25 protein-coding genes are annotated in these 23,995 nt (G+C 66.3%); 18 read left to right on the forward strand and 7 right to left on the reverse strand.

Going from position 1 to position 23,995, the window contains the following annotated elements:
- The first annotated feature begins 24 nt into the window (after nucleotides 1-24).
- The 9 genes from C1706_RS00900 (at nucleotide 25) to miaB (ending at nucleotide 6,862) form a co-directional block, all read left to right on the forward strand.
- Entirely contained in the window at nucleotides 25-345 is a 321-nt protein-coding gene (locus C1706_RS00900) for a putative quinol monooxygenase (RefSeq protein ID WP_129457326.1), read from the forward strand.
- Between the two features lie 52 nt (nucleotides 346-397).
- Nucleotides 398-1,843 carry a 30S ribosomal protein S12 methylthiotransferase RimO gene (gene rimO, locus C1706_RS00905; RefSeq protein ID WP_129457327.1) on the forward strand — a complete coding sequence of 482 codons (1,446 nt, stop codon included), beginning with the start codon at nucleotides 398-400 and terminating at the stop codon, nucleotides 1,841-1,843.
- Nucleotides 1,840-2,445: a CDP-diacylglycerol--glycerol-3-phosphate 3-phosphatidyltransferase gene (gene pgsA, locus C1706_RS00910; protein WP_129457328.1), complete on the forward strand. Its 606-nt coding sequence runs from the start codon at nucleotides 1,840-1,842 to the stop codon at nucleotides 2,443-2,445. Before rimO ends, pgsA begins: the two co-directional genes overlap by 4 nt.
- Complete coding sequence (locus C1706_RS00915; protein ID WP_129457329.1) at nucleotides 2,438-2,929, forward strand: CinA family protein; 492 nt, start codon at nucleotides 2,438-2,440, stop codon at nucleotides 2,927-2,929. Before pgsA ends, C1706_RS00915 begins: the two co-directional genes overlap by 8 nt.
- A 120-nt stretch (nucleotides 2,930-3,049) precedes the next feature.
- Nucleotides 3,050-3,343 carry a helix-turn-helix domain-containing protein gene (locus tag C1706_RS00920; protein ID WP_129457330.1) on the forward strand — a complete coding sequence of 98 codons (294 nt, stop codon included), beginning with the start codon at nucleotides 3,050-3,052 and terminating at the stop codon, nucleotides 3,341-3,343.
- A gap of 2 nt (nucleotides 3,344-3,345) precedes the next feature.
- The gene (locus tag C1706_RS00925; protein WP_129457331.1) at nucleotides 3,346-3,540 is read left to right on the forward strand and encodes a DUF3046 domain-containing protein; all 195 of its coding nucleotides are present in this window, start codon (nucleotides 3,346-3,348) and stop codon (nucleotides 3,538-3,540) included.
- 207 nt (nucleotides 3,541-3,747) lie between these two features.
- Nucleotides 3,748-4,803: a recombinase RecA gene (gene recA, locus C1706_RS00930; protein ID WP_129457332.1), complete on the forward strand. Its 1,056-nt coding sequence runs from the start codon at nucleotides 3,748-3,750 to the stop codon at nucleotides 4,801-4,803.
- 89 nt (nucleotides 4,804-4,892) lie between these two features.
- Nucleotides 4,893-5,354, forward strand: coding sequence for a regulatory protein RecX (locus C1706_RS00935; RefSeq protein WP_431830678.1), 462 nt, complete (start codon nucleotides 4,893-4,895; stop codon nucleotides 5,352-5,354).
- 14 nt (nucleotides 5,355-5,368) lie between these two features.
- On the forward strand, nucleotides 5,369-6,862 hold the full coding sequence (gene miaB, locus C1706_RS00940; protein WP_129457334.1) for a tRNA (N6-isopentenyl adenosine(37)-C2)-methylthiotransferase MiaB: 1,494 nt from the start codon (nucleotides 5,369-5,371) through the stop codon (nucleotides 6,860-6,862).
- A gap of 128 nt (nucleotides 6,863-6,990) precedes the next feature.
- Here miaB and C1706_RS00945 read toward each other — a convergent pair whose 3' ends face one another.
- Nucleotides 6,991-7,179, reverse strand: coding sequence for an antitoxin (locus C1706_RS00945; RefSeq protein ID WP_129457335.1), 189 nt, complete (start codon nucleotides 7,177-7,179; stop codon nucleotides 6,991-6,993).
- A 104-nt stretch (nucleotides 7,180-7,283) separates the two neighbouring features.
- Here C1706_RS00945 and miaA point away from each other — a divergent pair, with 104 nt between their 5' ends.
- Genes miaA through C1706_RS00970 form a run of 5 tightly spaced genes read left to right on the forward strand, consistent with a single transcriptional unit; the run spans nucleotide 7,284 to nucleotide 12,888 of the window.
- The gene (gene miaA / locus C1706_RS00950) at nucleotides 7,284-8,222 is read left to right on the forward strand and encodes a tRNA (adenosine(37)-N6)-dimethylallyltransferase MiaA (RefSeq protein ID WP_206660918.1); all 939 of its coding nucleotides are present in this window, start codon (nucleotides 7,284-7,286) and stop codon (nucleotides 8,220-8,222) included.
- A 4-nt stretch (nucleotides 8,223-8,226) separates the two neighbouring features.
- Entirely contained in the window at nucleotides 8,227-9,087 is an 861-nt protein-coding gene (dapF, locus tag C1706_RS00955; RefSeq protein ID WP_129457337.1) for a diaminopimelate epimerase, read from the forward strand.
- Complete coding sequence (gene hflX / locus C1706_RS00960; protein ID WP_129457338.1) at nucleotides 9,080-10,513, forward strand: GTPase HflX; 1,434 nt, start codon at nucleotides 9,080-9,082, stop codon at nucleotides 10,511-10,513. Before dapF ends, hflX begins: the two co-directional genes overlap by 8 nt.
- Nucleotides 10,506-10,889 carry a DUF952 domain-containing protein gene (locus tag C1706_RS00965; RefSeq protein WP_129457339.1) on the forward strand — a complete coding sequence of 128 codons (384 nt, stop codon included), beginning with the start codon at nucleotides 10,506-10,508 and terminating at the stop codon, nucleotides 10,887-10,889. The genes hflX and C1706_RS00965 overlap by 8 nt, the downstream gene beginning before the upstream one ends.
- Nucleotides 10,867-12,888 (forward strand): ATP-dependent DNA helicase, encoded by a 2,022-nt coding sequence (locus C1706_RS00970; RefSeq protein WP_431830679.1) that lies wholly within the window; start codon nucleotides 10,867-10,869, stop codon nucleotides 12,886-12,888. Before C1706_RS00965 ends, C1706_RS00970 begins: the two co-directional genes overlap by 23 nt.
- A gap of 40 nt (nucleotides 12,889-12,928) precedes the next feature.
- On the opposite strand, the gene lexA is transcribed toward C1706_RS00970, so the two are convergent.
- Nucleotides 12,929-13,711 (reverse strand): transcriptional repressor LexA, encoded by a 783-nt coding sequence (gene lexA, locus C1706_RS00975; protein WP_129457340.1) that lies wholly within the window; start codon nucleotides 13,709-13,711, stop codon nucleotides 12,929-12,931.
- A 209-nt stretch (nucleotides 13,712-13,920) separates the two neighbouring features.
- Here lexA and C1706_RS00980 point away from each other — a divergent pair, with 209 nt between their 5' ends.
- From C1706_RS00980 to C1706_RS00990, 3 genes are all read left to right on the forward strand, one after another.
- Nucleotides 13,921-14,292, forward strand: a complete 372-nt coding sequence (locus tag C1706_RS00980; RefSeq protein ID WP_129457341.1) for a hypothetical protein — start codon at nucleotides 13,921-13,923, stop codon at nucleotides 14,290-14,292.
- A 307-nt stretch (nucleotides 14,293-14,599) separates the two neighbouring features.
- Entirely contained in the window at nucleotides 14,600-15,100 is a 501-nt protein-coding gene (gene nrdR, locus C1706_RS00985; RefSeq protein WP_129457342.1) for a transcriptional regulator NrdR, read from the forward strand.
- An 84-nt stretch (nucleotides 15,101-15,184) separates the two neighbouring features.
- Nucleotides 15,185-18,043 (forward strand): vitamin B12-dependent ribonucleotide reductase, encoded by a 2,859-nt coding sequence (locus C1706_RS00990; protein ID WP_129457343.1) that lies wholly within the window; start codon nucleotides 15,185-15,187, stop codon nucleotides 18,041-18,043.
- Nucleotides 18,044-18,179: 136 nt separating this feature from the next.
- On the opposite strand, the gene C1706_RS00995 is transcribed toward C1706_RS00990, so the two are convergent.
- The 4 genes from C1706_RS00995 to murQ form a co-directional block, all read right to left on the reverse strand.
- On the reverse strand, nucleotides 18,180-18,476 hold the full coding sequence (locus C1706_RS00995) for a GNAT family N-acetyltransferase (protein WP_129457344.1): 297 nt from the start codon (nucleotides 18,474-18,476) through the stop codon (nucleotides 18,180-18,182).
- 107 nt (nucleotides 18,477-18,583) lie between these two features.
- Nucleotides 18,584-19,621, reverse strand: coding sequence for a MupG family TIM beta-alpha barrel fold protein (locus C1706_RS01000; RefSeq protein ID WP_164987371.1), 1,038 nt, complete (start codon nucleotides 19,619-19,621; stop codon nucleotides 18,584-18,586).
- 71 nt (nucleotides 19,622-19,692) lie between these two features.
- Nucleotides 19,693-21,180 carry a PTS transporter subunit EIIC gene (locus tag C1706_RS01005; protein ID WP_129457346.1) on the reverse strand — a complete coding sequence of 496 codons (1,488 nt, stop codon included), beginning with the start codon at nucleotides 21,178-21,180 and terminating at the stop codon, nucleotides 19,693-19,695.
- A gap of 44 nt (nucleotides 21,181-21,224) precedes the next feature.
- Complete coding sequence (murQ, locus tag C1706_RS01010; protein ID WP_431830680.1) at nucleotides 21,225-22,127, reverse strand: N-acetylmuramic acid 6-phosphate etherase; 903 nt, start codon at nucleotides 22,125-22,127, stop codon at nucleotides 21,225-21,227.
- 98 nt (nucleotides 22,128-22,225) lie between these two features.
- Here murQ and C1706_RS01015 point away from each other — a divergent pair, with 98 nt between their 5' ends.
- Entirely contained in the window at nucleotides 22,226-23,083 is an 858-nt protein-coding gene (locus C1706_RS01015; protein ID WP_129457348.1) for a MurR/RpiR family transcriptional regulator, read from the forward strand.
- 5 nt (nucleotides 23,084-23,088) lie between these two features.
- Here the strand turns inward: C1706_RS01015 and C1706_RS01020 are convergent, their stop codons facing one another.
- Complete coding sequence (locus tag C1706_RS01020) at nucleotides 23,089-23,910, reverse strand: inositol monophosphatase family protein (protein ID WP_129457349.1); 822 nt, start codon at nucleotides 23,908-23,910, stop codon at nucleotides 23,089-23,091.
- Nucleotides 23,911-23,995 lie beyond the last annotated feature (85 nt).

Genomic DNA, 23,995 nt, shown 5'->3' on the forward strand with positions numbered 1-23,995 from the left:
AGCAACGAGACAAGGGGTTCCCGCATGATCTTCATTTGCGTCAGGTGGCCGGTCAAGCCCGAGTACGCCGACCGTTGGCCCGAACTGACCGCCGATTTCACGGCGGCGACACGAGCGGAGCCAGGCAACCTGTTCTTCTCATGGTCGCGCGATCTGGAGGATCCGCACACGTACGTGCTCATCGAAGCGTTCGCGGAGGACGCAGCCGAGGCGCACGTCAACAGCGACCACTTCCGACGTGCCCAAGCCGAGCTTCCGCGCTATCTGCAACGGACCCCGCAAGTGCGCAACACGGTATTGCCGGGGGATCAGTGGGACGACCTGACGGAGTTCCGCGTCCGCTGAGGGGCCCCGCCTGCCGCCGCTGTCACGGGTAGCTCTGGGCTAGCCTGGAGGAATGACCTCCCAGACGCGCGTCCATATCGTTTCCCTTGGTTGTGCCCGCAACGACGTCGACTCGGAGGAACTCGCCGGACGCCTCGAAGCGGGGGGCTTCGTCCTGGTGGACGAACCCACCGAGGCCGAAGCCGTCGTCGTCAATACCTGCGGATTTATCGAGTCGGCGAAGAAGGATTCGATCGACACCCTGCTGGCCGCCTCAGACCTGAAGGGGACCGGGGTGACGCAACGCGTCGTCGCGGTGGGCTGCATGGCGGAGCGGTACGGCACGGAACTGGCGGATGTGCTCCCGGAAGCTGACGCCGTCTTGGGGTTTGACGACTATGCCGACATCGACGCCAAGCTGCGCCTGATCATGTCCGGCGCACATCTCGAAGCGCACACGCCCACCGACCGTCGCCGCCTGCTGCCACTAGCTCCCGCCGATCGGCAAGAGGCCAGTCGCATGGTTTCCATCCCCGGGCTGGGAGGCCCCGATGACCTTCCTGCGGGGCTCGCCCCGGCATCAGGTCCCCGCGCGCCGCGCCGACGCATCGGGGGAGGGCCCAGCGCACCAGTCAAGATCGCGTCGGGGTGTGACCGGCGGTGCGCGTTCTGCGCCATCCCGAGCTTTCGTGGGTCGTTCGTGTCGCGACCTGCGTCCGAGATCGTTTCTGAGGTGGCCTGGCTGGCCGATCACGGCGTCCGCGAGGCGTTCCTGGTCAGCGAGAACACGTCCTCCTACGGCAAGGATTTGGGGGAGATCGCGGCGCTGGAGGGGTTGCTGACGGATTTGTCTCGCGTCGAGGGGGTCGACTGGATCCGCGTGTCCTATCTGCAGCCCGCCGAAACCCGGCCCGGTCTTATCGAAGCCATGTGCTCGGTGGACAAGGTCGTCCCGTACTTCGACCTGAGCTTCCAGCACGCCGCACCCGGTGTGTTGCGCCGCATGCGCCGTTTCGGCGACCCCGAGAGCTTCCTTGGACTCCTGGAGCGCATCCGGGCGCTGCGTCCCCGCGCGGGAGTGCGCAGCAATGTGATCGTGGGCTTCCCAGGGGAGACCGAGGAAGACATCGAGACGCTCATCGACTTCCTGGGGCGGGCGCGATTGGACGCCCTGGGAGTGTTCGCCTATTCCGACGAGGAAGGCACCGAGGGGCTCCGCCTCGCCGATCACGTTCCCGAGGAGGTCATCGCGGAGCGGTTCGAACGGGTGAGCGATCTGGCCGCATTGCTGGTCGAGGAGCGGGCCCAGGAACGTGTGGGGGAACACGTACGCGTCCTAGTCGAGTCGATCGAGGATGGGGTAGCGACGGGACGTGCCGAGCACCAGGGCCCCGAGGTGGACGGCACCTGCACGGTGACGCAGGCCACGTCGAGTCTCGCGGTCGGCGACCTGGTCTGGGGTAGGGTCGTAGCAGCCGAGGGAGTCGATCTGATCGTGCGCGAGGAGCAGCCGCAATGAGCGAGCAAGCAAAGGTCAGCAACTGGAACGTTCCCAACATCTTGACGGCCCTGCGCATCGTGCTGGTGCCTGTCTTCGCCTGGGTGTTGTTGGCCTATGCCCAGGATCCAGTCCTGCGCTGGGTCGCGACCGCCATCTTCCTCGTGGCGATTGCCACCGATGCCCTCGATGGCCGGATCGCCCGCAAATACAACCTCATCACAGATTTCGGCAAACTGTGGGATCCGATCGCCGATAAGGCGCTCACCGGGATGGCGTTCGTGGGACTGTCGATCCTTCAGGAACTGCCGTGGTGGATCACGATCATCGTCTTGTTACGCGAGTGGGGCATTACCGTCTTGCGGTGGGCCATCATCAAGTACGGCGTCATGGCCGCTAACCGCGGGGGCAAGCTGAAGACTGTCATGCAGTCGGTCGCCTTGGCGCTGTTCCTGCCGGGGCTGCAGTTCCTTCCGATGGCTTGGGGTGTGGTTGCGTGGGTCGCTATGGGGCTTGCCTTCCTCCTCACCGTCGTGACCGGCTTGGACTACCTGCGCGAGGCGAACAAGCTGCGCCGGACCTACCTCGCGCAACACCCCGAAGAAGGAGCCGGCCATGAGTGATCTCGCCGCACGCGTCATTGCCACCTTGGCCGAGCGATCTGTCTCCCTGGCCTCGGCGGAGTCGCTGACTGGTGGACTGATCGGGGCGACCCTCACGGCGGTCCCCGGTGCCTCGCGGGTCTACATCGGGGGCATGATCGCCTACGCCACGCAGATGAAGTCGGTGCTGCTCGGCGTCGACCCTGACCTCATCAGGCGCCACACGGTCATCAGTGCCGAGGTAGCCCTCGACATGGCAGTCGGGCTGCAGGAGCGTACTGACGCCGACTGGGTCATCGCCGTCACTGGTGTGGCTGGCCCCGATGGGCAAGACGGTCACGCCCCCGGCGAGGTCTGGATCTGCGTCCTGGGTCCACGCGTTCCCAGTACGCCGCAGGTGCAGCAGGTGCAGCGCTTCGATTTTGCGGGTGATCGTGAGGAGATCCGCCGTCAAACCGTGGATGCCGCCTTGGGAATCGTCTTGCGGGCTGCCTCGCCCGTGTAGGTTGGGCCTCGCCTCACGTCGGAACAACGGGAGGCCATGAGACGTTAGAGAGTCAGCCGAGGGGAGTAGCGCTCGGCCGGGGCGATCACCGGAGAGTTCACTGAGGGAGGGGGTCTGGGCATGGCCGAGGTCTTGATGCGCGACATGGTGGGGCAGACCCTGCGCGAGTTGCGTCTCGAATCGGGTAAGACGCTGCGCGAAGTGTCTGGCGCTGCGCGGGTGAGCCTTGGTTACCTTTCCGAAGTAGAGCGCGGCCAGAAGGAGGCGTCCAGCGAGTTGCTGAACGCAATCTGCGGAGCTCTCGATGTCGATTTGTCCCACATGCTCCTCCTCACGAGCGAGCGGGTCGCTGCCCACGAGTCGGTTACCACGCTGCCGGTGCGCGCACTGACGCCCCAGCGGGCGGTTGCCTGACCTTGCGCGAGCAGGAGTTGCTCCGTCGGATTGCTGCCCACGTCGGCGCGGAGTATGCCGGGGTGTGGCGTCGGGATGTGGCGCTCCCGGATCTCGATCACCGCACCGTCGATGAGGCGCTCGCCTCGGGTGTTCCGGCACAGCAGGTCTGGCGCGCCGTATGGTCCTTCTTGGAACTGCCCGATCGCGAGCGGTAAGGCGTACCCCCGCCGGTTTGGCCGACACGCGAACCCGAACTACCCGTTCGAACGTATGTTCGGTATTCTAGTTCTCGCCGTGAAGGTTACGGGTCGAACCGCATCGCTATGACGCATTGTCGGACCGGCTGCCTAACGTGAACGGTGTCGGGAGGGAGGTTTCTCCCCAGCACAGGTCCACGCCGGTACACACGAGAGGAACACGTCATGGCCGTTGCAGATCGCGAGAAGGCGCTGGAGGCAGCGCTTGCGCAAATTGAGAAGGCTCACGGCAAGGGGTCGGTCATGCGGCTCGGTGAGGAGACTCGCCAGCCCGTCGAGGTCATTCCGACCGGTTCCATCGCGCTCGACGTCGCGCTCGGTATCGGCGGCCTTCCGCGCGGCCGCGTCGTCGAGATCTACGGCCCAGAATCCTCGGGCAAGACGACGGTGGCGTTGCACGCGATCGCCAATGCGCAAGCGGCGGGCGGCATCTGCGCGTTCATCGACGCTGAGCATGCGTTGGATCCTGATTACGCGTCCAAGTTGGGCGTCGACACCGATGCGCTTCTGGTTAGCCAGCCCGATAACGGCGAACAGGCGCTGGAGATTGCCGACATGCTGGTGCGCTCGGGGGCGTTGGCGTTGATCGTGATCGACTCGGTCGCCGCTTTGACGCCCCGTGCGGAGATCGAAGGCGAGATGGGCGATAGCCACGTCGGTCTGCAGGCCCGGTTGATGAGCCAGGCTCTGCGCAAGATGACGGGGGCGCTGTCGGGCGCAGGCACCACCGCGATCTTCATCAACCAGCTGCGGGAGAAGATCGGGGTCATGTTTGGTTCCCCCGAGACGACCACGGGTGGCCGTGCGCTGAAGTTCTACTCCTCGGTCCGCTTGGACGTGCGACGCATCGAGACGCTCAAGGATGGTTCGGAGGCCGTTGGCAACCGCACGCGAGTCAAGGTCGTCAAGAACAAGGTCGCGCCGCCGTTCAAGCAGGCCGAGTTCGACATCGTCTATGGAGCTGGCATCAGCCGAGAAGGCAGCCTGATCGATCTGGGCGTGGAGCATGGCCTCATCCGCAAGGCGGGTGCCTGGTTCACCTACGAGGGCGATCAACTGGGGCAGGGCAAGGAGAACGCCCGCAACTACCTGCGGAACAACCCCGAGGTGGCTAACGAGATCGAGCAGCGCATCAAGACGAAGTTGGGCATCGGCGTCCAGCCTGAGGGTGAGGGTGTCCCTGAGGGCATCGATCCGGTGACCGGCGAGGTGGTGTTCTGAGCGGGCACCGCAGGCGCCCCTCTCGTGAGGAGCCGGACGACCTCACAGAGGGGCAGCCCCTCGCCGACCCGTACGGCGTCGCCCGTGAGATCGGGTTACGCCTGTTGGATTCGCGTGCCCGCTCGCGTGCGGAACTGGTCGAGGCGATGGCAAAGAAGGCCGTACCCGAGGCCGTCATCGCTGAGGTGTTGGACCGGTTCGAGGACGTCGGCTTGGTAGATGACGCGCAATTCGCCGCCCTGTGGGTGGAAGGGCAGCAACGCCGGATGAAGTCCGGGCGGGTCCTACGCCAAGAACTGCGCCGCAAGGGCGTGTCGGATGACGTCATCACCGAAGCGCTTGACGAGACCGCCGACGATGCCGACTACACCGCCGCGCTCGCCTTCGCCCAGAAGCGGGCACGGAGCATGACGGGGTTGACGCCAGAGGTGCGTTATCGGCGTCTGGCGGGGGCATTGGCGCGGCGCGGGTTTGCGCCGGGCTTGTGTCACAGGGTGGTGCATGAGGTGACCGCCGAGGGCGAAGAGTTCTACGACCCCGACCGCGGGTAGAGTCTCTCCTCGTTATGACGACGCAGGCACAGGTTCGCACGTACGAAGTCATCACCTACGGGTGCCAGATGAACGTGCATGATTCAGAACGCATTTCCGGGCTCCTGGACGAGGCGGGTTATCAACCTGCCCCGGAGGGGGATCAGGCCGACATCGTGGTGTTTAACACGTGCGCTGTTCGGGAGAACGCCGACAACCGGTTGTACGGAAATCTCGGTCACCTGGCGCCGGTGAAGGCGGGGCGCCCGGGGATGCAGATCGCCGTCGGCGGGTGCATGGCTCAAAAGGACCGCGACACCGTCGTGCGGAAGGCTCCGTGGGTGGATGTCGTGTTCGGCACCCACAACATCGGCTCGTTGCCCGCCTTGCTGGAACGTGCCCGCGTCGAGCAGGCATCCCAGGTCGAGATCGAGGAAGCGCTCGTGCGGTTCCCCTCGACGTTGCCGACCCGACGGGAGTCCCCGTACTCGGCGTGGGTGTCGATCTCGGTGGGATGCAACAACACCTGCACGTTCTGCATCGTTCCCCAGTTGCGCGGCAAGGAAACGGACCGGCGTCCCGGTGACATCCTCGCGGAGATCCGCGCGTTGGTGTCCGAGGGTGTCCAAGAGGTCACGCTGCTGGGCCAAAACGTCAACACCTACGGTGTTGAGTTTGGGGATCGCCAGGCGTTCAGCAAGCTGTTGCGGGCCTGTGGCGACATTGAGGGTCTTCAGCGGGTGCGCTTCACGTCGCCGCACCCCTCCTCGTTCACCGATGACGTGATCGCTGCCATGGCCGAGACTCCCAACGTCATGCCGAGTTTGCACATGCCGCTGCAATCCGGGTCGGACACGGTCCTGAGGGCGATGCGGCGGTCCTACCGCAGCACGAAGTTCTTGGGGATCTTGGACCGAGTGCGGGCCGCGATGCCGCACGCAGCCATCACGACCGACATCATCGTGGGGTTCCCGGGAGAGACCGAAGAGGACTTCCAAGCCACCCTCGACGTGGTGCGTGAAAGCCGGTTCGCGGCCGCCTTCACCTTCCAGTACTCGATCCGTCCCGGTACGCCCGCGGGAGAGATGACCAACCAGGTGCCGAAGGCCGTGGTCCAGGAGCGCTACGAGCGGCTCATCGAGCTGGTAGGCGAGTTGGCATGGGAGGAAAACAAGGCGCTGGTGGGCAGCACGGTCGAGGTCATGTTCGCCGACGGTGAGGGCCGCAAGGATGGTGCGACGCACCGAGTCTCGGGCCGTGCGCGCGACAACCGCCTCGTGCACGTGACCATTCCCGAAGGTATGGAGACGCCCCGGCCAGGGGATCTGGCTGACGTGGAGATCACCTACGCCGCACCGCACTACCTCAACGCGGACGGGGCCGTGACGAACGTGCGGCGTACCGCGGGCGGGGATGCCTGGGAGCGGTGGCACGAGCCGGACGCTTCCCCGGCGTCGGTCGGGCTTGGCATGCCGTTGCGGCGGCCCGAGCCGATGCCCCCCTCGACGTCAGGGTGCGCCACCCGCTGACGCCGGCTCAGGCAACCCAGTTTGGCGAAACGCGGACGCGACGCAACGCGGGCCGACCCCCAGTGGGGATCGGCCCGCGCCGAGATAGATCGCGTCTTGACGATCAAACGCCGTCGTGACGCCGAGAATCAGGCTGGCTGGCCCTCGTCGTGGGGCTTACCCACCTGGCTCTTGAGGAAGTCCTGGGCCTGATCGACCTGGGCTGCGTACTGGCCGCCCGTCTTCTCGTCGACGACGTCGCCGATCTGGTCGATCGCGGTCTCCACCTTGTCCTCATTGGCGTCGGCGGCGTTCTTGATGTCGTCAAAGATGCCCATGTGGCCTCCTTTCGCTCGTCTAGCCCGCGCCATACGGCGCGGCACGGCACCAGGGTAGTGGGGTGTGGTCGCGCGGCGATACGGCTAGCGGGGAGAATGGACCGGTGATTCCCCTGTTGGCATTGAATGGCCCCACCGCGAGCGGCAAGTCCTCCCTCTCGGTCGAGGTTGCCGTGCTCCTGCGGTCCCACGGCATCCCCGCCGAGGTGGTCAACGCGGATTCGATGCTGGTCTATGAAGGAATGGATATTGGGACGGCCAAGCCCACGCCCCGTGAGCGGCAGGGCGTCCCGCACCATCTGATCGACATTTGGCCAGTGACCAGGAGCGCCACTGTCGCCGACTTTCAAGGGTTGGCGCGGGACGTGATCGCTGAGGTGCGTGACCGGGGTGTGGTCCCCATTCTCGTCGGGGGTTCAGCGCTCTATATGCGCGCCATCGTGGACCAGTTCGACTTCCCCGGGACCGACCCAGCCGTGCGGGCCCGTTGGGAGGCGGAACTGGACCAGATCGGGGCCCCCGCGTTGCATCGGCTCCTCGCCGCGCGAAGCCCTGAGGCGGCCGCCGAGCTCAATCCCGGCAACGGGCGCAGGATTGTGCGGGCCTTGGAGGTGCTCGACCTGACAGGTGACCACCGTCCCACCTTGCCGGAGTGGACTTTCGCACTTGAGGGGGTCCTGACTCACGGGTTGTCAGTGGAACGAGCCGAGATGGACGCCAGGATCGACGCTCGGGTCGCTGCCATGTGGGAGCAGGGTCTGGTCGATGAGGTGCGGCGCCTGGAAGGGGTCGGGCTGCGCTCGGGCCGCACCGCGAGCAAAGCGCTGGGATACCGCCAAGTGCTGGACTACCTGGCCGGCAACCTCACCGAGGAACAGGCCCGTCTCGCGACAGCCGCCGGGACGCGACGGTTCGCCCGCAAGCAGTTGGGGTGGTTCCGCCGCGACCATCGCATCACCTGGCATGAAGCTGGTGACCCCGGTGCCGCCCACAGGGTGGCCGACGACGTGATCGCCGCGTGGCGAGCGAACGTGGGAGAATAGTCCAATGGTGAGGTTCGCGAAGGGGCATGGGACGCGCAACGATTTCGTCCTGCTCACCGATGAGCACGATCAGCAGCCACTCAGTGCCGCTGACGTGCGCCACCTGGCCGATCGGCGTGGGGGCATCGGGGGCGACGGTGTGCTACGAGCCGTTCGGGGGCGTCACATCGAGGGCTGGTCCGGCGATCCGGACCTGTGGTTCATGGACTACCGCAACGCGGACGGGTCCGTGGCCGAGATGTGCGGCAACGGCGTGCGCGTGTTCGCCCACTATCTTCGCGAGCAGGGCCTAGTCCCTGAGGATGCCGACCACATCGATATCGGCACTCGCGCTGGCCTGCGCACGGCCTGGATCGTGGGTGACGGCCGGGTGAGGGTCGCCATGGGACGCGTCCAAGCCCCCCACGAGACGGTGTGCGTCAGCCTGGAGGACCAGTCGTGGGACGCCGCGCCGGTGGACGTCGGGAACCCACACGCGGTCGTTCTGCTTCCCACGACCGACAGTGTGGCGGCGCTTGATCTGAGCGTTTCGCCCCGCTGGGAACCGGCGGATGCGTTTCCCTACGGCGTCAACGTCGAGTTTGTGGCACCGCACGGCGACCATCGCATCCGGATGCGTGTCTACGAGCGTGGTGTGGGGGAAACCGAAAGCTGCGGCACCGGAACGGTCGCGGCCGCGCGGGCGACGGCGAATGCGGCTGGTGAACGCGACGGCGTGTGGACGGTCGAGGTTCCCGGCGGCGAAGTCGAGGTGGCATTCGTCGGCGATGAGGCGTGGTTGACAGGGCCAGCGGTAATCGTGGCCCACGGAGACATGGAGTGGCCCGTCGCGAGTGAGCGTCGGGAAGAGGAGGGCAATGACTGACCATCACGGTGAAGACGACATCCTCGAGGCGGACGGGGAACAACTCGACCTGGCGGAACGGATCTCCTTGCGGCGCGTGCCCGGGATGTCGACCCAGCTGGCGGACATTTCTGAGGTCGAGTACCGCGAACTGCAACTTGAACGCGTGGTCCTGGTGGGGGTGTGGACGCACGGCTCAGAAGCCGACAGCGACAACGCGATGGCGGAACTGAAGCTGCTCGCCGAAACGGCAGGCTCGGAGGTGTTGGACGGCCTGGTTCAGCGGCGTTCCTCCCCTGATCCGGCTACCTACATCGGGCGTGGCAAGGTCGACGAGGTGCGTGAGGTCGTGATCGCCACCGGAGCCGACACCGTCATCATGGACGGCGAACTGGAGCCCGCTCAGTTGCGCAACCTCGAGGATCGGATCGGGGTCAAGGTCATTGACCGCACCGCGTTGATCCTGGACATCTTCGCTCAGCACGCAAAGTCGAACGAAGGCAAGGCCCAGGTGGAGTTGGCGCAACTGCAATACCTGCGTCAGCGTTTGCGGGGCTGGGGCGGGAACCTGTCTCGTCAGGCCGGTGGCCGTGCTGCTGGCGGTGCCGGGATCGGTGGCCGCGGCCCTGGCGAGACGAAGATCGAAACGGATCGCCGACGGATCCGTACCCGTATCGCGCAGTTGCGCAAGCGTTTGCGCGATCTCGACGGGGTGCGGGAAACCAAACGCGCAGAGCGGCGCCGCAACCAGGTGCCGTCCGTCGCGATCGTCGGATACACCAACGCGGGCAAGAGTTCGCTGCTCAACCGGCTCACCGGCGCGGGCGTTCTGGTCGAGGACGCGCTGTTCGCGACGCTGGATCCGACCACTCGTCGGGCGGAGGCGTCCGATGGGCGCGTCTTTACGCTGACCGACACCGTGGGGTTCGTCCGGCACCTCCCGCACGATCTTGTGGAGGCCTTCCGCTCGACGCTGGAAGAGTCGGCGCAGGCCGACCTTCTCCTGCACGTGGTGGACGCCAGTGATCCCGACCCCGCAGGGCAGATCGCCGCCGTCCGGACCGTGCTCAACGAGATTGGCGCTGGTTCCCTGCCCGAGATGATCGCCTTCAACAAGATCGATCTGGTCACCGAAGCGGCCTTGGTGCCGTTGCGGACGCTCGCCCCGGACGCGGTCTTCGTGTCCGCCCGCACCGGGGACGGGGTCGCGGAGCTTCGGGCCCGGGTCGAGGCCAGATTGCCGCGGCCGGCGTCCGAGGTGAACGTCCTGATCCCGTACGCCCGTCACGATCTCGTTGACTGCATTCACAAGGCGGGGGAGTTGCTCGCTACCGAGCACACCCCTGAGGGAACGCTCGTCCACGCCCGCGTGAACGAGGATCTCGCTGGGGAACTCGAGCAGTATCGGCACGTGCCTGCGGACAGCACGGACGGTAGCGATGGCTGAGGCGTCCCCGTTGTGGCACATCACCGGTCGGCTGGCCTGGGACGAGGCGAGGCGCCAAGGGGTCTACCCGTGGTCGACGCGTGGGGTGACCTTTGCTGAGGAGGGGTTCGTGCACTGCTGCGCTCCGGAGCAGGCCCCCACGGTGGCGCGCGCCTTCTACGCCGACGTGACAGAGGACCTGATCGTCGTGGAGATCGACCGTCAAGCCCTGGGTGGGGTTGTGGTCCGCGTGGAGGAAGCCCCGGGTACCGGGGAGCGGTTCCCGCACCTGTATGACCCTCTGCCTCTGGATGCGGTCGTGGCGGTGCGTTCACTGCAGGTGCTGCCCGACGGAGCGGTGCGCATCGGAGAGCCTGAGCAGTTGTCCCGTGGCTGAGCACACCCTCAGCCAGCAGATCCTCAACGCCGCCGTCGCCGGGATCGCTGGGAGCGAACGTCCTGGGCAAGACGCGATGGCTGCGGCGATCGACCATGCCTTCGCCACCGGCGAGCATCTGTTGGTGCAGGCGGGTACGGGCACGGGGAAGTCGTTGGGCTATCTTGCTCCCTCGTTGTCCTATGTGGCCAGCAATCCTCGCCAGCGTGTGGTGATCGCGACGGCGACGCTCGCCTTGCAGGCGCAACTGGCGCACACCGATATTCCTGCCGCGGTCACCGCTGCGGAAAAGGTGACGGGGCGCCGCGTCACGCATGCGATCCTCAAGGGACGCACCAACTACGCCTGCCTTCATCGCGTCATCGAGGGGGCAGGTAGCGAACAAGACTCCTTGCTCGGCGGGGCCGAGATGGTCACCGAGTTGCGTCGTTCCCGCGCCGATGCCACCTCCGTGCTGGGCGCAGAAGTCTTGGCTTTGCGCGAATGGGCTCGCGAAGAGCTGGACGCCGAAGGCGAGGGCGACCGTGACGACGCCCCGACCCACACCGCGGCCGCGTGGGCGCAGGTATCGGTCCCGGTGCGGGAGTGCCTGGGTGCCCAGCAATGCCCGTTCGGGGAGGTGTGCTTCGTGGAACGCTCACGTGCCCGTGCGCGCGAAGCGGATGTCGTCGTCACCAACCATGCGCTGCTGGCCATCGACGCGATGCACGGCAACACCGTCTTGCCGGAGCACGACCGCTTGGTCATCGATGAAGCCCACGAGCTGACCGCGCGTGTCACCGGTGCCGCATCGCACGAGTTGAGCGCGCAGCAAGTGGAGCGGGTGGCGAGACGGTGCCTGCCCTACATTGACGACGACCTCGGGATCGAGTTCTTGGATCTGGGCGAGGCGCTGACCGAGGCGCTGGATCGAGCCGCCCTGGAACGCATCACCGACCCCGAGGCCGAGGTGATCGCCGTGGTGGCCCGCATCCGCGATGCAGCCCGTCGAGTGGTGAGCCAGGCCAAGGGGGACGATCCCGACGCCAAGCAGGCATCCGCCGCGGCCAAGGAGATCTTCGACGTGGCCGAGGCCATGGCCGCGATGAAGGACAGCGACGTGGTCTGGGTGTCGGAGCGGGAGCGGTTCGGGCGCTGGCTGGTGTGCGCACCGCTGGATGTCGCGTTCCTGCTGCGCGATCGCGTGCTGGCGCAGACTCCCACCGTGTTGACCTCGGCCACGTTGACGTTGGGCGGACAGTTCGAGGCGGCGGCGAACGCCGTCGGCCTGCGTCGCGGCGAGAGGCTCGACGGTGAGGCGGAGAAGCCTGCCGAGGGCGAGGCGTGGCGCGGGCTCGATGTGGGTTCCCCGTTTGACTACGCGCGTCAAGGGATCTTGTATGTCGCCGACCGGCTTCCCGCGCCCTCGCGGGAGGGCATCTCCGCGGCGGCTTTGGGAGAACTCGCCGAACTCATCTGGGCTGCGGGCGGCAGGACGCTGGGCTTGTTTGCGTCGCAGCGCAATGCGGAAGCTGCGGCCCGCCACTGCCGTGCAGAGCTTCCCCACCACACCATCTTGTGTCAGGGCGAGGCGCAACTCAGTGAGCTGACCAAGCGCTTCATCGCCGAACCGGAGACGAGCCTGTTTGGCACGTTGTCGTTGTGGCAGGGCGTCGATGTGCCCGGCGAAACGTGTCGGCTGGTGGTCATCGACAAGATCCCGTTCCCGCGCCCCGACGACCCGCTGATGCAGGCACGTCAGGCGTCGGTCAACCAGGCAGGCGGAAACGGGTTCATGTCGGTGGCCGCCACGCATGCGGCCTTGCTCTTGGCCCAGGGCAGTGGCCGCTTGATCCGACGAGTGACTGATCGAGGCGTCGTCGCTGTGCTGGATCCGCGGCTGACGACGGCCCGCTATGGCAGCTTCCTGCGAGCTTCGCTACCGCCGTTTTGGTCGACGACAGACCGTGAGGTAGCGATCGGCGCCCTGCGTCGACTCAACCCCGACGCGGACGCGTAAGCGTCGGCTCCCCCCGGACGCGGGGGCGCGGGCGTCCGGTTCAGACGCGCCGCAGGACGGCGGTTACCTTGCCCAGGATGGTGGCCTCATTTCCGTCGATCGGCGCGTAGGCCTCGTTGTGAGGCAGGAGCCACACCTGATCGGAGGTCCGCTTGAAGGTCTTCACGGTCGCTTCGCCGTCGATCATCGCCGCGACAATGTCGCCGTTGTTCGCGTCGGGCTGTTGGCGCACCACGACGTAGTCGCCGTCGCAGATCGCGGCGTCGATCATCGAGTCGCCCCGCACCTCGAGCAAGAAGAGGGTGCCTTCGCCGACGAGGTCGCGGGGGAGGGGGAAGACGTCTTCCACGTGTTGCTCGGCCAAGATGGGACCACCGGCGGCGATACGGCCCACGACGGGGACGTCGACCGAGCGGGAGACATGGACGTCGCCCTCGAAGGGATCGCTGGCGGACGCCACCTCGGCGGCGGCGTGCTCGCTGCGAGGCAGGTGAACCACCAGCGCACGCGGACGCTTGGGGTCGCGCGACAAGAATCCCTTGGCCTCAAGAGCCTTCAACTGGTGCGTGACGCTGGACGGTGAGGCCAGGCCGACCGCCTCGCCCATCTCCCGGATGGTCGGAGGGTAGCCCCGCTCCGCGATGGCGGCCTGGATCGTCTCCAGGATGAGGCGTTGCCGCAACGTCAGCCCGTGCGCGTCGGCAGGGCCATCCGGCAGGGAGTGCACCACGCCGAGTTGGGCGAGATCGTCCTCGCTGGGTCGACCGCGCCGGTTCCGTCGCGGGGTCGTCGCGTCGCCTTCGCCACCGTCCTTCTTCGCCATACCAGCAACCTAGGGCACCTCGGCGGATCAATCAAACACCTGTTCGACCGTGTCGGAGCGTCGTGAACCAAAGTGTCAGAGGGGGCGGTCAGGCTGTGAGTCGAGGAAACGAGGGGCGGCACGCACGCCGAAACCGTTGCAATCGTAAGAGTGTTCGATAATACTGTTCGAACAGACGTTCGATGGGCGTCGCCGAAGAAGGAGTGACCATGACCGCACAGCTGCTCGATTACCCCACTGCTTCGCGGGTCCGGATCGCACCTGCGCGCAAGCCAGGCGTGACGGTGGCCCCGCATCGCGACGCCGCGAGGCGCCCGCTGGGTCCCGCGCGCCACTCATGGGTGAGGGGCGCCGCAACACCCACCGGCGGCGGCCAAGGTGGCGCAGGCACGCCCGTCGTCAGCGTCGACTTGGACAACCTCCACTGGACGCCGAGGGCCTTGCTCCTTATGGTCTGCGCTGTCATGGGGCTGGGCGTCGCGATGGTGATCACGTTGGTGTCCGCGTTCTTCGCTGTCAGTGACGCCCCATTGCAACCGGCCCCGGCCGTTGCCGTGCTGGTGCAGGGGGCAGCCAGGTGAAGCCTGGCACGCTTCCCGTCTATCGCGGCGGCGTCGCGCCTACGCCGCCGTTGTGAGGTGGTAGCCACGCCACGTTCTGACGCCCCATCCCGCAGCCATACTCGGGGTGGGGTGTTTTTCGTGGCAGCGACACGGCGGCGCGCCGAGGTTGATTGTGTCTCGCGATCGGCCTAACCTCTACATGTAGTGGCGATGAGCGGCCGCCTAACCCACAGGTAGTGGTTAAGGGCCCTTTGAGTTCCCTACATCAACGATCACCATCACTCATGGTGAGGCGCACGCGAGAAAAGCTGGGAGGAGGGGAGTCATGCACTGTCCAGCATGCCGCTATAAGGACTCCCGGGTCCTGGATTCGCGAGTCGCGGAGGACGGCAGCTCCATTCGACGGCGCCGTGAATGTCGTTCCTGCGGGAAGCGATTCACGACGCTGGAGCAGATGCAGTTGGTCGTGGTGAAGCGATCCGGCGTCATGGAGCCCTTCTCCCGCGAGAAGGTCATTACCGGGGTCCGGAAGGCGTGCAAGGGGCGTCCTGTGTCCGAGACGGATCTCGCGAAGCTGGGGCAGCAGGTCGAGGAGTCCTTGCGGGCCGCAGGCCAAGGGGAGGTCGAGGCCGACGAGGTGGGCCTCGCGATTCTGCGTCCCCTTCGCGCCCTCGACGCCATCGCCTATCTCCGGTTCGCCAGCGTCTACCACCATTACGAATCGGTGGAGGATTTTGAGGCGGCCATCGAGCAACTCAAGGCCAGCGGAGCAGCGTCCCCGGCCCTCACCCCGCAACCGCAGCCCCTGGTCGACCAACTCTTCTGAGTCGCATCGACCACCCCACATCGTTTGTTCTTTCCATCGGCATCACCACACAGACACGCACGCGCGTCAAACACAGGAGGAAGAGTGACCGCAACCAAGCAGGCGCCCCGCAAGGCAGCCGCGAAGGGCAAGGGTCTCACCATCGAGCGAGTCTTCACGACCGCCGGGGTGCACCCCTACGACGAGGTGACGTGGGAACGACGCGACGTCGTCCAGACCAACTGGAAGACCGGCGCCACCGTGTTCGAGCAAAAGGGGGTGGAGTTCCCGGACTTTTGGAGCGTCAACGCCTCCACGATCGTCACGACGAAGTACTTCCGGGGCGCCGTCGGTACCCCCGCACGTGAGGACAGCCTCAAGACGCTGATCGATCGCGTCGTGGGCAAGTACCAGTCGGCAGGCGAGGAGAACGGCTACTTCGCTACGCCCGCAGATGCGGACGTGTTCGGGGAAGAGCTGACGTGGATGCTGCTGCATCAGGTGTTCAGCTTCAACTCGCCGGTGTGGTTCAACGTTGGGACGCTGAGCCCTCAGCAGGTGAGCGCCTGCTTCATCTTGTCGGTGGATGATTCCATGGACTCCATCCTCAACTGGTACAAGGAAGAGGGCTTCATCTTCAAGGGTGGCTCGGGCGCCGGCTTGAACCTGAGCCGCATCCGTTCCAGCAAGGAACTCCTCTCCTCGGGCGGGACCGCCTCAGGGCCGGTGTCGTTCATGCGCGGCGCCGACGCGTCCGCAGGAACGATCAAGTCCGGGGGCGCGACGCGGCGCGCGGCAAAGATGGTCGTCTTGGACGTGGATCACCCCGACATCGAGGAGTTCGTCGAGACCAAGGCGCGCGAGGAAGACAAGATCCGCGCCCTGCGTGACGCCGGGTTCGACATGGACCTGGGCGGCAAGGACATCGTCTCGGTCCAGTACCAGAACGCGAACAACTCTGTGCGCGTCAACGACACCTTCATGGAGGCCGTCGAGGCAGGCAAGCCGTTCGGGTTGCGGGCGCGGATGACCGGGGAGGTCATCGAGACCGTCGATGCTCGCGAACTGTTCACCAAGATCGCCAAGGCGGCCTGGGAGTGCGCCGATCCGGGCATCCAGTACGACGGGATGATCAACGCCTGGCACACCAACCCGGTCACGGGGCCGATTACCGCCTCAAACCCGTGCTCGGAGTACATGAGCCTGGACAACAGCTCCTGCAACCTGGCCAGCCTGAACCTGCTGAAGTTCCTGCGCGAGGATGACACCTTCGACACCGAGACGTTCGTCAAGGCCGTTGAGCTGATCATCACCGCCATGGACATTTCCATCACGTTCGCCGACTTCCCGACTGAGGCGATCACGAAGACGACGCGGGACTACCGCCAACTCGGGATCGGGTATGCCAACCTGGGCGCGCTGCTGATGGCCATGGGCCGCGGATACGACTCCGAAGGGGGCCGTGGCTTGGCGGCCGCGATCACCTCGCTGATGACGGGTGCCGCGTACCGCCGCTCGGCCGAACTCGCCGCCGTCGTGGGCCCCTATGCGGGCTACGCGCCGAACGCCTCCGCCCACCAGAAGGTGATGCGCAAGCACCAGGTCGCCAACGACGAACTGACGCTGACCGAGGCGGCCGACCTTCCGGTGCAGGCCGCGGCGACCGCCGAATGGGCCCAGGTCGTCGATCTGGGTGCCAAGAACGGCTTCCGCAACGCGCAGGCGTCACTGCTCGCCCCGACCGGGACGATCGGTTTCATGATGGACTGCGACACCACCGGCATCGAGCCCGACTTCTCGTTGGTGAAGTTCAAGAAGCTGGTCGGCGGTGGGTCGATGCAGATCGTCAACCAGACGATCCCGCGTGCTTTGGACAAGCTGGGCTATTCCGCCGAGGTGGCGGAGGCGATCGTTGCCTACATTGCCGACAACGGCCACGTCGTGGGTGCTCCCGGGCTCAAGACCGAGCACTACGAGGTCTTCGACACCGCGATGGGGGAACGTGCCATCAAGCCGATGGGACACGTGCGGATGATGGCGGCCGTGCAGCCCTTCTTGTCCGGGGCGATCTCCAAGACGGTCAATCTGCCGAAGACGGCAACCGTGGAGGACATTGCCGATGTGTACCTGCAGGGCTGGAAGCTGGGCCTGAAGGCACTGGCGGTCTACCGGGACAACTGCAAGGTCGGCCAGCCCCTCAGTGACGGCAAGAAGAAGGAAGAGAGCAAGGCTGACAAGGCCGAGCCCGCAGCTGAGGTCCGGGTCGAGTACCGGCCACGTCGCCAGCGGCTGCCCAAGACGCGTCTCTCGCGCACCACGTCCTTCAGCGTCGGTGGGGCCGAGGGCTACATGACCAGTTCGGAGTACGAAGACGGTCGCTTGGGCGAACTGTTCCTCAAGCTCGGCAAGCAGGGCTCGACCCTGGCCGGGGTGATGGACGCCTTCTCGATCGCCATCTCGATCGCCGTGCAGTACGGCGTCCCGCTGGAGACCTACGTCCAGAAGTTCACCAACCTGAAGTTCGAGCCGGCGGGCATGACCGACGACCCGGATCTGCGGATGGCTCAGTCGATCATCGACTACGTCTTCAAGCGGCTCGCGCTGGATTACCTGTCTTTCGATGAGCGGTCTGAGTTGGGCATCTACACCGCCAAGGAGCGGGCCCGCTATGTCGAGACGGGTTCCTACCTGTCCGAGGAGGACGAGGCGGAACTGATCGAGTCGGAGTCGCTGAAGAACGACGCCGTGGACGACATGCGGTTCGATGAGTCGGGCCCCAACCAGCCCACGCTGCTGGCGGTGGCACCTGACCTGAGTGGTGCGCACACGACGGCCGAGTTGATGGAGCGGGTCACCGGGCACGCCGTGGATGCACCGCTGTGCCTCACCTGCGGCACGAAGATGCGCCCCTCCGGTAGCTGCTACGTCTGCGAGGGCTGCGGCTCCACGAGCGGCTGCAGCTAGTCAGTCAACGCAGTGGCCCCCGAACCGATGAGGTTCGGGGGCCACTGTCATGCCGGGGCGTGGGCCCGACGCGGGTTCACGATCTCAGGGCCACGGGCGCGGGCCGGGGCCTACGCGCGGGGATGGCGTCCCGGGTTTAGGACTGTTGCCCGTACAGGAGGTCCATGTAGTCGGGGTGACGTTGGATCCACGCCTTGACGAACGGGCACAGCGGCAAAACGGTCCGTTCTCCGGTGGCGCGCACGTCGTCCAGTGCCGCGCGCACCAACTGTGAGCCCAGCCCTTGTCCTTCGTAGGCCGGGTCGATTTCGGTGTGGGTGAAGGTGATGAGCCCGTCGGTGAGCATGTAGTCGGCGAACCCGGCCAGGTGGCCGTCGAGGGTGATCTCGTAGCGTTGCGCTTCGGGATGGTTACGGATCGCGATGTCGGCCATGTCACTCCTGGGCGTGGTGGTGCCGCCGGCCGGGACGGTCGGGGTGGGTCGAGTCTAGGCCTGGCCCTGCGCAAGCCAAAGGACCTCGCGGACGACCTGTGGGCAGCTCATGGGGCTGTCACGAAGCGGACGGTCCGCGTCAGGCGAAGGCGATCGACGACACCGCGGTAGGGGGCGGCAATGTCGGCGATTCGTGCCTGGCGTGGGTCGAGGGGTGCGTCCCGCAGCATGAGGTGCACCTCGCCCGCGTAGCGCCCGTAGGAATCCAGGTCCATCTGGAGGCTGCCGCGTTCGCGATAGTCGGCGTTGATCCATTCTGTGGGGGGCGTGAGCCCACGGGTGCCTTCGAGCCTCTCGGAGACGCCAGTTTGCTCGATGCGAACGCGCCAGGTTCCTTCCAGGAGCGTCGACGCGGCCGGGGTGATCCCGGTGAGGGGCACAGTGACCTCCCCGGTCGCCTCGAAGTGCTCGATCCACGCCAGGTGCTGAGGGTGGGGCACGCCTTCTGCGAAGACGCGGTGGGCCGTCGGGAAGGCGTCGGCGAGGTGCAGGTAGGTGACGTAGGCGTTGCGGTGCCGGTGTTCTTCCAACATGGGCAATCCCAGATGCAAGGGGGCGCGGAACGTTCGCTCCCCGGGCAGGAACACGAACACGTCTCGTCCGCGCTGGGCAAACAGTGCATTCTGCGCCGCAACGAACTCGGTGGTCAGGCCTGTCTCTGGGCGGGGGTAGAAGTTGTGCCATCCGACGAGATCGACACCACTGAGCGCGTCTAGTTCGGCGTCGGTCACGGTCGAGGCATTCACGGCGACGCGGAATCCACCGGTGAGCGCGATGCGGGCGATCTCGTCGGGGGCGAAACCGAAATCGATGCGAACCCAGCGGACCCCGGCGTCGCGCAGTTGACCCAGATCCTCTAGCCCCAGACCCAGTCGCTGCAACGTGACGGGGGAGATGTCTGCACAGAAGGTGAGGCCTTCGCGCTTGTGCAGGTCGCGCAGATCGTCCACGAAGGCCGTGAGGCGCTGCGCCTCGGGGATGTGCAGCGAGGTGAATACCGCATGCTCCTGCGAGTGATCGCGGGCTGCGGCGACGACCGCATCGCGAACGTCGGGCGGGTCGGTGGGGTAGAGGGAGAAGAACACGGGACCTCCTGGCACAGGGAGAGATGCGGAGGGGGTGGGCCGCTTTTGCGACCCACCCCCGAGGATGGAACTCAGCCGAGCCGCTCGACCATCTTCTCCTTGAATCCGAAGAAGTAGGTCAACACGAAGCCCATGAGGATGGCGATCCCCAGACCGCCCAGGTACCAGAACCAGTGCCCGGGGGTGATGACGCCGGTCATGAACAGCCCGGACAGGCCCAGGGTTTGGGCGCCGAAGCTGCCGCCCTGCTGCATGCCCCAGGCGATGAAAGCCCCGCCGAAGCCTGCCCCGAGGCAGGCGGTGATGAACGGGTAGATCAAGGGCAGGGAGACGCCGTAGATCAGCGGTTCGCCGATGCCGAGCAACCCCAACGGGAGGGCGCTCTTGATGATGGTGCGCAGCTTCTTGCTCTTGGTCTTCAGCCACACGGCGATCGCCATGCCGTCTTGACCGCCACCGGCCATCGCCAAGATCGGCAAAAGCTCGGTGAACCCGTGATCGGCGATGAGTTGAGCGTGCAGGGGCGTCAGGCCCTGGTGGACGCCCAGCATGACCATCGGGAGGAACAGGCTCGACATGAGGAAGCCACCGATGACGCCGCCTTGCTTGAGACCGAAGTCCACCAGCAGCCACGTGAGGCCCTGCATGAGCAGCGCCGACAGCGGCATGATGATGATGACGGCCGCGACGGCGCCGAGCATCACGGTGAGCGCCGGGATGATGAACAGTTCGAGCGACGCGGGGATCACCTTGCGTAGCTGCTTCTCGATCAGGGTGAACACCCAGGCCGTCACCATGACGCCGATGACACCACCCAACCCGGGGCTGAGTTGCCCGAACAGGGGCAGGACCAGCGGCTGCGCGGGGGTGGTGATCGATCCGTCGGCACCCTTGACGGCTGCGATACCGGCCAGGGCAGTCATGTAGGGAACGCCGCCGGCGATGAAGCCCAGGACGGGCGTCCCGCCGAACTCCTTGGCCGTGTTGTGGCCGACGATGAAGTTCAGCGCCCCGGTCACGATGGCACCCAGGGCGGCGAAGGCCAGGAACCACGGGTTCTTGACGATGGTCGGATCGGCCAGTTTCCAGAAGTTCGCGATGGACGCGATGATGCCGCCCGCCACGAAGCCGGGGATGACCGGGATGAAGATGTTGCCGATGTGCCTAAACACCGCGTGGACGCCGGTGTTTTGGCGGGCCTTCACTTTGGCGCGGGTTTCGGAGGCCACGTCACGGACGCGATCACCGCCCCCGAGCAGGGATGCGACGGCGTCCTCTTCGTCCTCGTCCTCGTCATCGAAGCTGACGTGGGAGGCGCTGCTCACCGCAGCGAAGGCCTGATCGAGGCGGTCAGCGTGGCCCGGCCCGACCACGATCTGGACCTGTTGGCCGGGGACGACCCCCAAGACCCCGTCGAGTTGCTTGATGCGGTCGACGTCGACGGCATCGGGGTCGGCGACGTTGAGCCGTAGCCGGGTCATGCAGTGGGTGAACGACGCGATGTTGTCGTTCCCCCCGGCCGCGGACAAAATGTCGCGGCTGAGGGCGTTGTAGTCCATGGCGATCTCCTTCAGGTTCTTCTCTCGGTGGACGGTGAGGTGTTTCAGGGGCGGCCGACGGCCCCGCGGACGAATCCACGATGGTCGGTGAGGCGCTGGGTGGCCTGCGCGGCGTCGATTCCGCACAAGATCATGACGATGGCTGTTTTGGCGTGGTTGTCGGCGGCGGCTAGGGCGTCGCGAGCGGTCTCGCGGGTGCAGTCCGTGGCAGCCATGACGATCCGCTGCGCGCGGTCGCGCAGTTTCTCATTGGTGGGGGCAACGTCGACCATGAGGTTCCCAAACACCTTCCCCAACCCGACCATCGTGGCGGTGGAGATCATGTTGAGCACCATTTTTTGGCTGGTTCCTGCCTTGAGGCGGGTCGATCCGGTCAAGACCTCGGGCCCGTTGTCGACCTCGATCGCGACCTGGGCGTGCTTGCTGATGACAGCGTTGGCGTTGCAGGACAGTGCCGCCGTGGCCGCGCCCACGCTACGAGCGTGGTCGAGCGCGCCGATGACGTAGGGGGTGCGACCGGACGCGGCGATGCCGACGACCACGTCGTGGGGCCCCACGGCAAGGGCCCTCATGTCGCTGGCACCCAGTTCTGCGGAGTCCTCGGCGCCTTCGACGGCCTCGAACATGGCTTGGTGACCGCCCGCGAGGACGCCGACGACCTGACCGGGTGGGGTGCCGAAGGTGGGCGGGCATTCGGCCGCATCCAGGACGCCGAGGCGTCCGCTGGTGCCTGCTCCGGCGTAGATCAGCCGTCCGCCTTGGCTGAGCCGTTCGGTGGCCAGCGTGACCACCTCGGCAATGGCGGGCAGCGCGTCGGCGACGGCGTCGGCCACGCCACGATCCTCGTTGTTCATGAGCGTGAGCAGTGCGAGCGGAGACAGTTCGTCGAGATGGGCGGAGCCGGGATTGCGCGCCTCCGTCGTGGGGGAGGTGATGCCTGCATCGATCATGCGACGCATCCTTACACAGTTGCACGCCTGTGTGAAGCGTTGTAACACAATCGACTTCGGGACACACTGGAGTTCCCCCGAGGAAGGAGACGGCCATGGACATCCTGGGCCGCATCAGCACCACAAAGGAGCACCTGCGCCCGGCCGAGCAGGCCGTGGCTACGGCGATCCTCGCGGACCCGGACGCGGCGAGCGCCGCCACGGTCGCCTCCCTGGCTCGTGAGGCCAAGGTGAGCCAGGCCAGTGTCGTCCGCCTGGCCCATTCGCTGGGGTTTTCCGGATTCCCCGACCTTCGGGTCTCCTTGACCCAGGAACTCACACGGCGCACGCTCGAGCGTGAACAGTCAGGGCTCTCCCACGGTCGCCTCGACGGAGACGATTCGCCAGGCGACCTGATCGGCAAGTTGGCCTTCCATGAGGCCCGCACGATCGAGCAGACCGGACGCCTCATCGACGAAGAGGGTCTCGTGCGCGTCGCCGACGCCATCGCCGAAGGGCGACCCACCTTGCTGTTGGGCGTCGGGGCCAGCGCCCTGGCCGCCAGCGATCTAAATCAAAAACTCCAGCGCATCGGGCTGGTCAGCGTCTTTTCCACTGACACGCACATGCAGCTTTCCCTCGCTGCGCTAGCGGCTCCCGCATCCGTGGTGATCGCGTTCTCCTTCTCCGGGCGGACCGCTGAGGTCCATCGGGGCATGGAACTGGCCCGGCAGCAAGGGTCGCTGCTGGTTGCGGTCACGGGGGATCCTGAATCGCCCATCGGCCGTGCAGCCGACCTGGTGCTCGCCATCAGTGCCCGCGAAGATGAACTCCGCGTCGGGGCACTGGCCAGCCGGATGGCGCAACTCGCGGTGGTCGATTTCCTGTTCGTCCTCACCGCGCAGCGCCGAGGGCGTGACCTGGATGCGTTGCTCACCCAGACCCGCGACGCCGTCCGCGGTCAGCGCCTGTAAGAGCCTCAGCCCAGGAGTGATTCCAGACTGTCGAGGGTGGAGTCTCGTCCTGCCAGGAGCAGATCCGCGTTCGGGACACCGCCCGCACGCCCACGCACGGTGACTCCCGCGCGCTCGGCAATCAACCAGCCGGCAGCAAGGTCCCACGCGTTGAGCCCCCGCTCGAAGTACGCGTCCTGCCTGCCCGCGGCCACCGAACACAACTCCAGCGCCGCCGAGCCGTGCCTGCGGATGTCGCGCACGGCAGGGAGAATGCGCGTCAGGATCTGCGCCTGCTCCGCGCGCACCTCGGCGCGGTAGCTGAACCCTGTGGCGACGAGGCTCAGGCTCAGGTCAGTCGCCGGGTTCGCGTGCAAGATCCGTTCTCGTCCGCCGATCACCGCGACGGCCGGACCGTCGGCGGTAGCCCAGAACAGTTCCTCGTGGTCGGGCTGGTACACGCACCCGGCGACGGGCCGAAACTCGCCACGAGGGTCGCCGATGACGGCCGCGACACTCACGCTGTACTCGGGGATCCCATAGAGATAGTTCACCGTCCCGTCGATCGGGTCGATGAGCCACGACACGCCGCTGTCGCCCTCCTCGAACGTGCCCTCCTCGCCCAACAGCCCATCATGAGGGCGTGCGGCGCGCAGCAAGGACGTGGCCAATTCCTCTGAGCGGCGATCCATGATCGTGACGACATCGACCGGCGAGCTCTTGGTCGCGGCAACGTCGACATGAGCGGGGCGTTCCTGAGTGATCAGCCGTCCGCATGCCACGGCAATCTCGCGGGCAAGGTCGAGCAACGGCGTGGTGGCGGGCAGTGGGAGCCGAGACACATCCATGCCACCACCCTGGCACAGCACACCCTGCTGGACGGGCGCCTGTTCGGATCCCGTACGGCTCGACGCGACACGACGGCCGGTGTGC

Source organism: Propioniciclava flava, assembly GCF_004126535.1.
Lineage (GTDB): Bacteria > Actinomycetota > Actinomycetes > Propionibacteriales > Propionibacteriaceae > Propioniciclava > Propioniciclava flava.